10 protein-coding genes are annotated in these 12833 nt (G+C 71.4%); 8 read left to right on the forward strand and 2 right to left on the reverse strand.

From position 1 onward, the window contains the following. Positions 1-12: 12 nt before the first annotated feature. A complete protein-coding gene (locus DEJ43_RS16590; protein WP_015034529.1) occupies positions 13-879 on the forward strand; it encodes an HAD family hydrolase in 867 nt (288 codons plus the stop codon). 335 nt (positions 880-1214) lie between these two features. On the opposite strand, the gene DEJ43_RS16595 is transcribed toward DEJ43_RS16590, so the two are convergent. Beyond that, entirely contained in the window at positions 1215-2033 is an 819-nt protein-coding gene (locus tag DEJ43_RS16595) for a Fic family protein (RefSeq protein ID WP_041662552.1), read from the reverse strand. A gap of 102 nt (positions 2034-2135) precedes the next feature. On the opposite strand from DEJ43_RS16595, the gene DEJ43_RS16600 reads away from it, so the two are divergent. After that, a complete protein-coding gene (locus DEJ43_RS16600) occupies positions 2136-3122 on the forward strand; it encodes an ATP-binding protein (protein ID WP_015034531.1) in 987 nt (328 codons plus the stop codon). Here DEJ43_RS16600 and DEJ43_RS16605 read toward each other — a convergent pair. Next, on the reverse strand, positions 3100-4407 hold the full coding sequence (locus DEJ43_RS16605) for a polysaccharide deacetylase family protein (RefSeq protein WP_015034532.1): 1308 nt from the start codon (positions 4405-4407) through the stop codon (positions 3100-3102). The genes DEJ43_RS16600 and DEJ43_RS16605 overlap by 23 nt on opposite strands. Before the next feature lie 312 nt (positions 4408-4719). Here DEJ43_RS16605 and DEJ43_RS16610 point away from each other — a divergent pair, with 312 nt between their 5' ends. From DEJ43_RS16610 to DEJ43_RS16635, 6 genes are all read left to right on the forward strand, one after another. Beyond that, positions 4720-7092, forward strand: a complete 2373-nt coding sequence (locus DEJ43_RS16610) for a SulP family inorganic anion transporter (RefSeq protein ID WP_015034533.1) — start codon at positions 4720-4722, stop codon at positions 7090-7092. A gap of 240 nt (positions 7093-7332) precedes the next feature. After that, complete coding sequence (gene acs, locus DEJ43_RS16615; RefSeq protein ID WP_041662553.1) at positions 7333-9288, forward strand: acetate--CoA ligase; 1956 nt, start codon at positions 7333-7335, stop codon at positions 9286-9288. A gap of 278 nt (positions 9289-9566) precedes the next feature. Continuing rightward, positions 9567-10964, forward strand: coding sequence for a Na+/H+ antiporter NhaA (nhaA, locus tag DEJ43_RS16620; protein ID WP_041662555.1), 1398 nt, complete (start codon positions 9567-9569; stop codon positions 10962-10964). Positions 10965-11021: 57 nt separating this feature from the next. Further along, positions 11022-11507, forward strand: a complete 486-nt coding sequence (locus tag DEJ43_RS16625; RefSeq protein ID WP_015034536.1) for a phage holin family protein — start codon at positions 11022-11024, stop codon at positions 11505-11507. Beyond that, positions 11504-12436 carry an alpha/beta fold hydrolase gene (locus tag DEJ43_RS16630; protein WP_015034537.1) on the forward strand — a complete coding sequence of 311 codons (933 nt, stop codon included), beginning with the start codon at positions 11504-11506 and terminating at the stop codon, positions 12434-12436. The genes DEJ43_RS16625 and DEJ43_RS16630 overlap by 4 nt, the downstream gene beginning before the upstream one ends. 187 nt (positions 12437-12623) lie before the next feature. Beyond that, positions 12624-12821: a hypothetical protein gene (locus DEJ43_RS16635; RefSeq protein ID WP_015034538.1), complete on the forward strand. Its 198-nt coding sequence runs from the start codon at positions 12624-12626 to the stop codon at positions 12819-12821. Positions 12822-12833 lie beyond the last annotated feature (12 nt).

Genomic DNA, 12833 nt, shown 5'->3' on the forward strand with positions numbered 1-12833 from the left:
TGGCGGGCACCTATGCTCAGGCTTGTGGAAAACCACTCCTTGCCGCGCACAGCCGCCTTCTTTGACCTGGACAAGACGGTCATTGCGAAGTCCTCGACGCTGACCTTCAGCAAGTCCTTCTACCGGGGCGGACTGATCAGCCGCCGTGCCGCCCTGCGGACGGCGTACATCCAGTTCGTCTTCCTGGCAGGTGGGGCCGATCACGACCAGATGGAGCGGATGCGCGAATATCTTTCCGCGCTCTGCAAAGGCTGGAACGTCGCCCAGGTGAAGGAGCTCGTCGCCGAGACCCTTCACGACCTGATCGACCCGATCATCTACGACGAGGCCGCCTCCCTCATCGAGGGTCACCACGCCGCCGGCCGCGACGTCGTGATCGTCTCGACCTCCGGCGCCGAGGTCGTCGAGCCGATCGGCGAGATGCTCGGCGCCGACCGGGTCGTCGCCACCCGGATGGTGGTCGGGGAGGACGGCTGCTTCACCGGCGAGGTGGAGTACTACGCCTACGGGCCGACGAAGGCGGATGCCGTCCGTGAGCTCGCCGCCTCGGAGGGGTACGACCTCTCCCGCTGCTACGCGTACAGCGATTCGGCCACCGACATCCCCATGCTGGAGGCCGTCGGCCACCCGTACGCGGTGAACCCGGACCGGGCGCTGCGCCGCGAGGCCGTGGCCCGGGAGTGGCCGGTCCTCGCCTTCGAGAAGCCGGTGCGGCTGAAGCAGCGGCTGCCGGAGTTCCGGATGCCGCCCCGTCCCACCCTGGTCGCCGCCGCGGCCGTGGGTGCGGCGGCCGTCGGGGCCGGACTCGTCTGGTACGCCGCCCGCCGTCGGCAGGCCGCTCTGACCCATCGGCTCGCGGATGACTTTGCCCGAATTTGAGCAATGAGCAGAGAAGTGGAGCCAGCACTTTCGCTTCTACCGCGACAGGAGTAGAAAGGAATCAGGCCCGCGAGACCGAGGACATCCGAGAGGATCACCTGTTGAGCATGAAGGCCCCACGGACCTAGCACAGAAACCGAGCACCCACGCGACGTCGACCCGTCGATTACGGGCCAGCCGCACCAGGCCACGGGCAAAGTTCCCGGCCTGATGGGCACATATTCGAGGACGCATGGTAACTGGGTAGACGTGCCAGCGGCGGTGCCAGAACTGGTGCCGCCGCAACCCTTTCCGGGCCCCCGCGGGGGCCCGGAATCGTTCTGTCCGGGCCGGATTCAGGCCGCGCCGCGCTGCAGCGCCTCGCACACGGCCGTCGACTCGCGGACACCCAGCTCGACCGAGCGGCCGCAGTGCGCGATCCAGCCGCCCACGCCCTCCGGCGTCCCCGACAGGTACCCCTCGAACGCGGCCAGGTACGCGGCCCGCCCCTGCTCCGCGTGGCCGACCTCCGCCGGGCAGATCGCCTTGGGGTCGAGACCGCTGCCGACCAGCACGATCCGCTCCGCCGCCCGCGCGACCAGGCCGTTGTGGGTGGTGAAGGGCCGCAGCGCGAGCAGCTCGCCGTGCACCACGGCGGCCGTCACGAGCGCGGGGGCCTCGCCGCCCGCGACGATCAGCTCCGCGAGGCCGTCGAGCCGGCCCGCGACCTCGGCGGGCGTCGGCAGCGGCGCCTCCACCAGCGGTTCGTCGACCGTCTCGCCGTCCAGCCGGGGCCGGCCCACGGACTCGCCGGGATCGCCCGCGGCGACCAGGTGGAGCCGGGCGAGGACCCGGAGCGGCGACTGGCGCCAGATGGAGAGCAGCTGCCCCGCCTCGGCGCCGAGGCGCAGCGCGGCACCGACCGTGCGGGCCTCGGCGTCGGAGCCGAAGTCGGTGCGGCGGCGGACCTCTTCGAGGGCCCAGTCGGCCCCGGACAGGGCGGCCGAGCCGCGGGCGCCGCGCAGGGCCGCCTCGGAGGAGATCTCGTTGCTCCGGCGGCGCATCACACGGTGGCCGTAGACCCGGTCGACGGCCTTGCGTACGGAGTCCACCGCGTCGGCGACGCCCGGCAGGGAGCCGAGGGCGGCCAAGGGGTCAGAGGCGTGCGTACTCATAAGTAGGGAGGCTACGCGCCCCGCGGGCCGACCCCACGATGGAGTGGTCTTCTTCACGCATCCCGACCACGCGGCGCGTTCATACCACTACCCTAGGTGAACATGAAGATCGCTTTCGTCGGGAAGGGCGGCAGCGGCAAGACCACGCTGTCCTCGCTCTTCATCCGCCACCTCGCCGCCAACGAAGCCCCGGTCGTCGCCGTCGACGCCGACATCAACCAGCACCTCGGCGCCGCGCTGGGCCTGCCCGACGCGGAGGCCGCGGCGCTGCCCGCGATGGGCGCGCACCTGCCGCTCATCAAGGAGTACCTGCGGGGCAGCAACCCGCGGATCGTCTCCGCCGACACGATGATCAAGACGACTCCGCCCGGGGACGGTTCGCGGCTGCTGCGGGTCCGCGAGGAGAACCCGGTGTACGAGGCCTGTGCGCGGACGGTCCGGCTGGACGACGGCGACATCCGGCTGATGGCGACGGGCCCGTTCACCGAGTCGGACCTCGGGGTCTCCTGCTACCACTCGAAGGTCGGCGCGGTGGAGCTGTGCCTCAACCACCTGGTCGACGGCCCGGACGAGTACGTGGTCGTCGACATGACCGCGGGCTCCGACTCCTTCGCCTCGGGCCTCTTCACCCGCTTCGACATGACGTTCCTGGTCGCCGAGCCGACCCGCAAGGGCGTGTCGGTCTACCGCCAGTACAAGGAGTACGCGCGGGACTTCGGCGTCGCGCTCAAGGTCGTCGGCAACAAGGTGCAGGGCCAGGACGACCTCGACTTCCTGCGCGCGGAGGTCGGCGAGGACCTGCTCGTGACGGTGGGCCACTCGGACTGGGTCCGCGCGATGGAGAAGGGCCGCCCGCCGCGCTTCGACCTCCTGGAGGCCGAGAACCGGATGTCCCTCCAGGCCCTCCAGGACGCGGCGGACGACTCGTACACCGCCCGCGACTGGGAGCGCTACACGCGCCAGATGGTCCACTTCCACCTCCGCAACGCGGAGAGCTGGGGCAACGCCAAGACCGGGGCCGACCTGGCCGCGCAGGTCGACCCCGATTTCGTCCTGACCGAGAGCCTCAGCGCCGTTCAGCCGGCTTAGCGGCGCCGGCGGCCCCCGACGGGGCCGGTGGGGTCGCCGGCTGGGGGGCGAGGAAGGCCTTCCAGCCGGCCGGCGGGGCCTGGCCGACCTTCAGGGTGCGCATCTTGGCGATGACGTCGGGGTCCTGGGCGTCGAGCCAGTCCGCGAGCTGGCGGAAGGACACGCACTTGACGTCCTTCTGCACGCAGACCGTCGCGATGGTCTCCTCGATGGCCCGCATGTACGTGCCGCCGTTCCAGGACTCGAAGTGGTTGCCGATGATGAGCGGCGCGCGGTTGCCCTGGTAGGAGCGCTGGAAGGCCTGCACAAGGCCGTCCCTCATCTGGTTGCCCCAGTACTCCCGCTGGGACGGGTCGCCCTGCGTGGTGCCCGGGGACTGGTTGACGAGGAAGTTGTAGTCCATGGACAGGGTCTGGAAGGCGCGGCCCGGGACCGGGACGAGCTGCAGCGACAGGTCCCAGAGGCCCAGGTCCTTCTTGGGCCAGATCTGGTCGTTGACGCCGCTGGTGTCGTAGCGGAAGCCCAGCTCGGCCGCCGCGCGGACGAAGTTCTTCCGGCCTTCGAGGCAGGGGGTGCGGGCGCCGACGAGCTCCTTGTCGTAGTCGAACGGCAGCGGCTGCTCGGTGCGCAGCCCCGAGTTGGTCTTCCAGTTCTTGACGAAGGACTTGGCCTGCTTGATCTCGCTCTTCCACTCGTCGACGGACCAGGTCCCGACGCCGCCGTCGGCCCCGCAGAAGTGCCCGTTGAAGTGGGTGCCGATCTCGTTGCCCTCCTGCCACGCCCCGCGGAGTTCGCGGACGGTGGCGCGGATGCCCTCGGTGTCGTTGAAGCCGATGTCGGAGCGCCCGGGGCTGTGCTGCGGCGGGTCGTAGAGGGCCTTCTTCTCCTCGGGCAGCAGGTACACGCCGCTGAGGAAGTACGTCATGGTGGCGTCGTACTTCTTGCCGACCGCGCGGAAGTGGGAGAAGAGCTTCTGGCTGTCCTCGCCGGCGCCGTCCCAGGAGAAGACGACGAACTGCGGCGGGGTCTCGCCCGGCTTGAGCCGCTGCCAGACGGGCTGGCGGGGCTGGGCGCCGGTGTAGGCGGTGGAGCCGTCACCGATCAGGCGGACCGCGTTCGGGGCGGCGGCGGGGCCCTTCTTGGCGCCCGCGCCGCCCGGCGTGCTCTTCGTGGCGGTTCCGTCGGAGCCCGAGCAGCCGGCGAGGCCGGTGATCAGGGCGACGGCGAGGGCACCGGCGGCGAGCGCCTTCCTCTGGGCAGTGGTCCTTCTCCCGGCGGCTGTCATCCGCCCACCTCTCCTCGGTTCCGTACGAGCGGCGTCAACGTCGCACCGAGGCGGCCGGAAAGATGAAACGACAAGCGGCAATACGTTCGTCCTTCACCGGAACCGGTGAATCATTGCCCTGTTTGCCCCGAAAATAATGCCGGAGACTTTACTCTCCATTACGATCCATTTACCGAGCGTTGGTCCTCGTCTCGGCGGGGACCCCGCCTTGCCACGCTTTGCATCCCGCCGCTGCATGCCGTGACCCACGGCCGCGAGCCCCCACGTTCGTCCCGCACGAACCGCGACCGCGCTGCCCCGGAGGAGACGGGAATGACCCTCTGCACCCCCGACCGCACCACCAACCGACCCCGCGTCCAGCGGCCCCACAGCCCGCCGGAGCGGCCCCGCCGCTTCCGGATCGCGGGGGCCGATCTGTCCGCCTCCGTCGCCGTCTTCCTGATCGCCCTGCCCCTCTCGCTCGGCATCGCGCTCGCCACCGGAGCGCCGCTCCAGTCCGGCCTGGTCGCCGCCGCCGTCGGCGGCCTCGTGGCCGGCCGGTTCGGCGGCTCCCCGCTCCAGGTGAGCGGCCCCGCCGCCGGCCTCACCGTGGTGACCGCCGAGCTCATCCAGCTGTACGGCTGGCGCACCACCTGCGCCATCACCGTCCTCGCCGGACTCGCCCAACTCGGCCTTTCCGCCCTGCGCGTGGCCCGCTCGGCGCTCGCCGTATCGCCCGCGATCGTGCACGGCATGCTGGCCGGCATCGGCGTCACCATCGCCCTCGCCCAGCTCCACATCGTGCTCGGCGGCACCCCGCAGAGCTCCGCCGTCGACAACGTCATGGGACTGCCGAGCCAGTTGGCGCGCATCGACCCGGCCGCGCTCGGCATCAGCGCCCTCACCGTGGTCGGCCTGCTCGGCTGGCCCCGGCTGCCGGGCCGCGCCGGGCAGCTCGCCCGTAAGGTCCCGGCCGCGCTCGTCGCGGTGACCGGGGCGACGGCGGTGGCGGCCGTCGCCGGGCTCGCCGTCCCCCGGGTCGACCTGCCGTCCTGGAGCAGCCACGCCCTGCCCGGCCTGCCCGAGGGTCCGGTGCTCGGCATCGCGGCCGGAGTGCTGACGATCACCCTGGTCACCAGCGTGCAGTCGCTGCTCTCCGCCGTCGCGGTCGACAAGCTGGTCGCCGCCCGCGCCGACGGTGGCAGGGGCGTCCCCCGCTCCCGCCTCGACCGCGAGCTCGCCGGTCAGGGCGCGGCCAACCTGGTCTCGGGTGCGCTCGGCGGCCTCCCGGTCGCGGGAGTCGCGGTCCGCAGTGTCGCCAACGTGTCGGCGGGTGCGGTGAGCCGGGCCTCCACGATGCTGCACGGTCTGTGGATCGTGCTCGCGGCCCTGCTGCTCGTGCCCGTGCTCGACCTGATCCCGCTGCCCGCGCTCGCCGCCCTGGTGATGGTGGTCGGCATCCAGATGGTCAGCATCACCCGCATCCGTACCGTCACCAGACACCGCGAGGTCGTCGTCTACGCGGTGACCCTGACGGGTGTCGTCCTCATCGGCATCCTGGAGGGGGTCGCCCTCGGGATCGCCGTGGCCATCGCGGTCGCCCTGCACCGGCTGACCCGCACCCGGATCACCCGCGAAGAGCGGGACGGGCGCCAGCTGCTGCACGTGCGGGGGCAGTTGACCTTCCTCGCCGTTCCCCGGCTGAGCCGGGCCCTGCATCAACTCCCCCACGGCTCCGACGTGGTGGTCGAGCTGGACGGATCTTTCATGGACCACGCCGCTTACGAGACGCTGAGCGACTGGACCGCCGGGCACCTGGCCAACGGCGGTACGGTCGAGACGACCGGCCCCTCGGGCGTCCGGATCGCCGAGCCCACGCCGACGGCCCCCTCGGCCGCCGCGCACGGCTGCTGCCGCCCCTGGACGCCCTGGCACAACCACCAGTGCGGCGAGCAGCCCGCGAGCCCGCCCGACGCGGAGACCGACGAGACCGGGGAGACCCCGCCCACGACGGGGCTGAAACTGGCCAGCGGCATCGGCAAGTTCCAGCGGAACACGGCCCCGCTGGTACGGGACGAGCTGGCGCGGCTCGCCCGGGAGGGCCAGCGGCCCTCGCAGCTCTTCCTGACCTGCGCCGACTCCCGGCTGGTCACCAGCATGATCACGTCGAGCGGCCCCGGTGACCTGTTCACCGTCCGCAATGTCGGCAACCTCGTCCCGCTCCCCGGCGAGGAGAGCGGTGACGACTCGGTGGCGGCGGCGATCGAGTACGCGGTGGAGGTGCTGCGGGTCGAGTCGATCACCGTCTGCGGCCATTCCGGCTGCGGCGCGATGCAGGCCCTGCTCAACGGCCGCCCGGACGACCCGCCGAGCCCGCTCCGCCGCTGGCTGCGGCACGGCACGCCCAGCCTGGAGCGGATGGCGAGCCGGAGACACGCCTGGGCCCGGATCTCCGGGCGGCTGCCGGCCGACGCGGTCGAGCAGCTCTGTCTGACCAACGTGGTCCAGCAGTTGGAGCACCTGCGGGCGTACGAGTCGGTGGCGCGGCGGCTCGCCGAGGGCACGCTCACGCTGCACGGCATGTACTTCCATGTGGGCGAGGCGCAGGCGTACCTCCTCTCCGGGACGGACGAGGTGCACTCGTACGACGACGTCTTCACCCAGGTCATGCCGACGGAGCCGCTGGAGACGGCCCGCGCGTCCTAGGACAGCGGGGCGGTCCGCCGCAGGGCGGACGGGCCCGCGCGTCCTGAACCTTCCCTTCCCTCCGTCCGTGAGACTGTGTGGCCCCTTCTCCCCCCGCTCGGGAGGAAGGGGCCACCCCACGTCAGACGACTCACAGGTCTAAACCAGTTGCCTGGAGGCTCTTGTCACCCGGGCCTCCGACTGATGAGCTATGACGCGGGACACATACGCACAGAGGACGCCCTGGGAAAGGGAGATGTCGTGAGCAACGAAAGCCTGGCCAATCTGCTTCGGGAAGAGCGTCGATTTTCGCCGCCCGCCGAGCTGGCCGCGCACGCCAACGTGACGGCGGAGGCGTACGAGCAGGCCAAGGCGGACAGGCTGGGCTTCTGGGCCGAGCAGGCCAAGCGCCTGACCTGGGCCACCGAGCCGACCGAGACCCTCGACTGGTCGAACCCGCCGTTCGCCAAGTGGTTCGCGGACGGCGAGCTGAACGTGGCGTACAACTGCGTCGACCGGCACGTCGAGGCCGGCCACGGCGACCGGGTCGCCATCCACTTCGAGGGCGAGCCGGGCGACAGCCGGGCGATCACCTACGCCGAGCTCAAGGACGAGGTCTCCAAGGCGGCCAACGCCCTGACCGAGCTGGGCGTCCGCAAGGGCGACCGCGTCGCCGTCTACCTGCCGATGATCCCCGAGGCGGCCATCACGATGCTGGCCTGCGCCCGCGTCGGCGCCGCCCACTCGGTGGTCTTCGGCGGCTTCTCGGCGGACGCCGTGGCCTCCCGCATCCAGGACGCCGACGCCAAGCTGGTCGTCACCGCCGACGGCGGCTACCGCCGGGGCAAGCCGAGCGCGCTGAAGCCGGCCATCGACGAGGCCGTCGCCAAGTGCCCGCAGGTCGAGCACGTGCTGGTGGTCCGCCGTACGGGCCAGGAGACCGCGTTCACCGAGGGCCGTGACGTGTGGTGGGACGACATCGTCACCCGCCAGTCGGCGGAGCACACCCCGGAGGCCTTCGAGGCGGAGCACCCGCTCTTCATCCTCTACACCTCCGGCACCACGGGTAAGCCGAAGGGCATCCTGCACACCTCCGGCGGCTACCTCACCCAGGCCGCGTACACCCACCACGCCGTCTTCGACCTCAAGCCGGAGACCGACGTCTACTGGTGCACCGCCGACATCGGCTGGGTCACCGGGCACTCGTACATCGTCTACGGCCCGCTGGCCAACGGCGCGACGCAGGTCATGTACGAGGGCACGCCGGACACCCCGCACCAGGGGCGGTTCTGGGAGATCGTGCAGAAGTACGGCGTCACGATCCTCTACACGGCGCCCACCGCGATCCGGACGTTCATGAAGTGGGGCGACGACATCCCCGCCAAGTTCGACCTGTCGAGCCTCCGGGTGCTCGGTTCGGTCGGCGAGCCGATCAACCCCGAGGCATGGGTCTGGTACCGCGAGCACATCGGCGCGGGCAAGACGCCGATCGTGGACACCTGGTGGCAGACCGAGACCGGCGCGATGATGATCTCGCCGCTGCCGGGCGTCACCGAGACCAAGCCGGGCTCCGCGCAGCGTCCGCTGCCCGGCATCGCGGCGACCGTCGTCGACGACGAGGCCAACGAGGTGCCGAACGGCGGCGGTGGCTACCTGGTCCTCACCGAGCCGTGGCCGTCGATGCTCCGCACCATCTGGGGCGACGACCAGCGCTACATCGACACCTACTGGTCCCGCTTCGAGGGCAAGTACTTCGCCGGTGACGGCGCGAAGAAGGACGACGACGGCGACATCTGGCTGCTCGGCCGGGTCGACGACGTCATGCTCGTCTCGGGTCACAACATCTCGACCACCGAGGTCGAGTCGGCCCTCGTCTCGCACCCGTCCGTCGCCGAGGCGGCCGTCGTCGGCGCCGCCGACGAGACGACCGGTCAGGCCATCGTCGCCTTCGTGATCCTGCGGGGTTCGGCGAGCCAGGACGAGAGCCTGGTCGCCGAGCTGCGCAACCACGTCGGCGCGACCCTCGGTCCGATCGCCAAGCCGAAGCGGATCCTGCCGGTGGCGGAGCTGCCGAAGACCCGCTCGGGCAAGATCATGCGCCGTCTGCTGCGGGACGTGGCGGAGAACCGTGAGCTGGGTGACGTCACCACCCTGACCGACTCCTCGGTCATGTCGCTCATCCAGACCCAGCTGCCGGCCGCCTCCAGCGAGGACTGAGCCCCCGCCCCAGCCGCCGACGCGGGCACGGCCACAGCCGCAGCCCGGTGTCACCGCGACACGGACGCCCGCCCCGAGCCACTCGGGGCGGGCGTTTCGCTTGCCCCACCCCGAGGGGACGAACGGGGCAATTCTCCCTAAAGTGAGTCTCGCCGGACACCACGCGCGCTCGTTAGGTAAAGTAAAGAACGCGTCAACGACGCGGTAAGAAACCTAGGTGCGCCGGGAAGTCTGGTCGGCATGTGCTTCGCCCTGCCCACCGACCGGAGGTTTCCCCCGTGTCCCCGCCCGCACCGACCGACCGCAAGTTCCTCGGCCGTCTCTCCCTGCCCGAGCGGCGCTACCTCACCGACGCCCTCCGCACCGAGACCGTCGGCGGCGTCCTGCTCCTCGCCGCCGCCGTCGCCGCCCTCATCTGGGCCAACACCCCGATCAGCGACAGCTACGAATCGGTCAGCGACTTCCACATAGGCCCCGCCGCCCTCGGCCTCGACCTGTCGATCCAGCACTGGGCCGCCGACGGCCTCCTCGCGGTCTTCTTCTTCGTCGCCGGCATCGAGCTCAAGCGCGAGCTCGTCGCGGGCGAGCTGCGCGACCCCAAGGCCGCCGCGCTGCCCGTGATCGCCGCGATCTGCGGCATGGCCGTACCCGCCCTCGTCTACACCCTGGTCAACGTCCTCGGCGACGGCTCGACGGACGGCTGGGCCGTCCCCACCGCCACCGACATCGCCTTCGCGCTCGCCGTCCTCGCCGTCATCGGCACGTCACTGCCCTCCGCGCTGCGCGCCTTCCTGCTCACCCTCGCCGTCGTCGACGACCTCTTCGCGATCCTGATCATCGCGATCTTCTTCACCAGCGACCTGAACTTCGCCGCCCTCGGCGGGGCCGTCGCCGGACTCGTCCTCTTCTGGCTGCTGCTCCGCAAGGGCGTCCGCGGCTGGTACGTGTACGTCCCGCTGGCCCTGGTCATCTGGGCCCTCATGTACAACAGCGGCGTCCACGCCACCATCGCCGGTGTCGCCATGGGCCTGATGCTCCGCTGCACCACCCGCGAAGGCGAGCGGCACTCCCCCGGCGAGCACATCGAGCACCTCGTCCGCCCGCTCTCGGCCGGCCTCGCCGTCCCGCTGTTCGCGCTGTTCTCGGCCGGGGTGAGCGTCTCCGGCGGCGCGCTCCGCGACGTCTTCACCGAGCCCGTCACCCTCGGCGTCGTCCTGGGCCTCGTCGTCGGCAAGGCGCTCGGCATCTTCGGCGGCACCTGGCTCGCCGCCCGCTTCACCAAGGCGGAGCTCAACCCGGACCTGGCCTGGCCGGACGTGTTCGCCGTCGCCTCGCTCGCCGGGATCGGCTTCACCGTCTCGCTGCTCATCGGCGAACTGGCCTTCGCGGGCGACGAGGCCCTCACGGACGAGGTGAAGGCCTCGGTGCTCATGGGCTCGCTCATCGCGGCCGTCCTCGCCTCCGTCCTGCTGAAGCTCCGGGTCCGCAAGTACCAGGCGCTGGTCTCCGACGAGGAGCGCGACGACGACCAGGACGGCATCCCGGACATCTACGAGGAGGACAACCCGGCGTACCACCTGCGGATGGCCGAGATCTACGAGCGGAAGGCCGCCGAACACCGGGAGCGCGCCCAACTGGCGGGGGCACCGCGCGACGGGGCCGACCGTCCGGCATGATCTGAGTCGGACCGCGTAGAAGAGAACTCGGACCGCAGAAGAGAAGAGGGAGCAGCGATGAGCGACCCGTTCGACGGCACCGAGCGCAGCCTCGGCCAGCTGGTCGCCTCGGCGACCGCCGAGATGTCCGCGCTGGTGCACGATGAGATCGCCCTGGCCAAGGCCGAACTGCGACAGGACGTCAAGCGCGGCGCGCTCGGCAGCATCATGGGCATCGGTGCCCTCGTGGTGCTGCTGTTCTCGCTGCCGATGCTGAGCTTCGCACTCGCGTACGCCATCAACACCTGGACCGGCGGGCACAACGGCAACGGCGGCTGGAACCTCGTCTGGTGCTTCCTGCTGTCCTTCGCCTTCAACGTGCTGCTCGCGGGCCTCCTGGGGGCCATCGCGGTCGCCAAGTTCAAGAAGGTCAAGCCGCCGGAGAAGTCCATCGCCTCCGCCAAGCAGACCGCGGCGATCATGCAGAACGCGAAGCCGCACCCCCGTCCGGAGCAGCGCCCGGCGCTGGAGAAGGCCGCCGCTGTGGCACGCTCATCGGTATGACCCTCCCCGAGAGCAGCAACGGCGGGCCCGTCCGGCTCGACGGGCCGTGGACCCATCGCGACGTGGCGGCCAACGGCGCCCGCTTCCACATCGCCGAGATGGGCGACGGCCCGCTCGTGCTGCTCCTGCACGGCTTCCCGCAGTTCTGGTGGACCTGGCGCCATCAGCTGCCGGTCCTCGCCGAGGCCGGGTTCCGGGCCGTCGCGATGGACCTGCGCGGGGTCGGCGGCAGCGACCGCACGCCGCGGGGTTACGACCCCGCCAACCTGGCCCTCGACGTCACCGGCGTGATCCGCTCCCTGGGCGAGCCCGACGCGGCGCTCGTCGGACACGACCTGGGCGGCTACCTCGCCTGGACGGCGGCCGTGATGCGGCCCAAGCTGGTCCGCCGGCTGGTGGTCTCCTCGATGCCGCACCCGCGCCGCTGGCGCTCGGCGATGCTCTCCGACTTCGCCCAGTCGCGGGCCGGCTCGCACATCTGGGGTTTCCAGCGGCCGTGGCTGCCGGAGCGTCAGCTCGTCGCGGACGAGGCGGCGCTGGTGGGCGAGTTGATCGAGGACTGGTCGGGGCCCCGGCCGGCCTCGGAGGACGCGGCGATCGACGTGTACCGCCGGGCGATGCTGGTTCCGTCGACGGCGCACTGCTCGATCGAGCCGTACCGCTGGATGGTCCGCTCCCTGGCCCGCCCGGACGGCATCCAGTTCAACCGGCGCATGAAGCGGCCGGTGCGGGTTCCGACGCTCCATCTGCACGGCTCCCTCGACCCGGTGATGCGGACCCGGAGCGCGGCGGGCTCGGGCCAGTACGTGGAGGCGCCGTACCGCTGGCGGCTCTTCGACGGTCTGGGCCACTTCCCGCACGAGGAGGACCCGGTGGCCTTCTCCACGGAGCTCGTCAACTGGCTGAAGGACCCCGAGCCCGACCGCTGACGGTCCGGTCCGACCGCCCCGGGCGCTCGGTCCCGGCGGCCCGGGCCCTCGGTCCCGGCCGCTGACGGTCCCTCTGCCCGCACCGGGGCGTACAGACTTCCTTCGAACGGCCATGTGCCCCGCGCATACTCCGATTGGCGGGCCCCCGGGCGGTTACCGACCTTGGGGCCCGGGCAGACGTCGAGGTATGGGCTGGACGCACGACTACGGTGACACGACCGCACGCAACCGACGCTCGGCCGCCGGGCAGCGCTCCCCCGAGGGGGCGGGACCGCCGGACCAGAGCGCCGCGCACGGCGGGCAGGAGGTGGGGATCTCGCGCATCCTCCGCCGCCGGGCCCGCTGGGTGTCGGCCCGGCTCAGGCACCCCCGCGACACCCCCTAGGGGGCCTCGGGG

The sequence above is a fragment of the Streptomyces venezuelae ATCC 10712 genome (assembly GCF_008639165.1).
In the GTDB taxonomy this organism is placed as follows: domain Bacteria; phylum Actinomycetota; class Actinomycetes; order Streptomycetales; family Streptomycetaceae; genus Streptomyces; species Streptomyces venezuelae.

What these genes read in the sequence shown, in the direction of transcription:
- DEJ43_RS16590 (WP_015034529.1), top strand. Translation starts at nt 13, where the DNA reads ATGCTCAGGCTTGTGGAAAACCACTCCTTGCCGCGCACAGCCGCCTTC.
- DEJ43_RS16595 (WP_041662552.1), bottom strand. Translation starts at nt 2,033, where the DNA reads ATGAGTACGCACGCCTCTGACCCCTTGGCCGCCCTCGGCTCCCTGCCG.
- DEJ43_RS16600 (WP_015034531.1), top strand. Translation starts at nt 2,136, where the DNA reads ATGAAGATCGCTTTCGTCGGGAAGGGCGGCAGCGGCAAGACCACGCTG.
- DEJ43_RS16605 (WP_015034532.1), bottom strand. Translation starts at nt 4,407, where the DNA reads ATGACAGCCGCCGGGAGAAGGACCACTGCCCAGAGGAAGGCGCTCGCC.
- DEJ43_RS16610 (WP_015034533.1), top strand. Translation starts at nt 4,720, where the DNA reads ATGACCCTCTGCACCCCCGACCGCACCACCAACCGACCCCGCGTCCAG.
- DEJ43_RS16625 (WP_015034536.1), top strand. Translation starts at nt 11,022, where the DNA reads ATGAGCGACCCGTTCGACGGCACCGAGCGCAGCCTCGGCCAGCTGGTC.
- DEJ43_RS16630 (WP_015034537.1), top strand. Translation starts at nt 11,504, where the DNA reads ATGACCCTCCCCGAGAGCAGCAACGGCGGGCCCGTCCGGCTCGACGGG.
- DEJ43_RS16635 (WP_015034538.1), top strand. Translation starts at nt 12,624, where the DNA reads ATGGGCTGGACGCACGACTACGGTGACACGACCGCACGCAACCGACGC.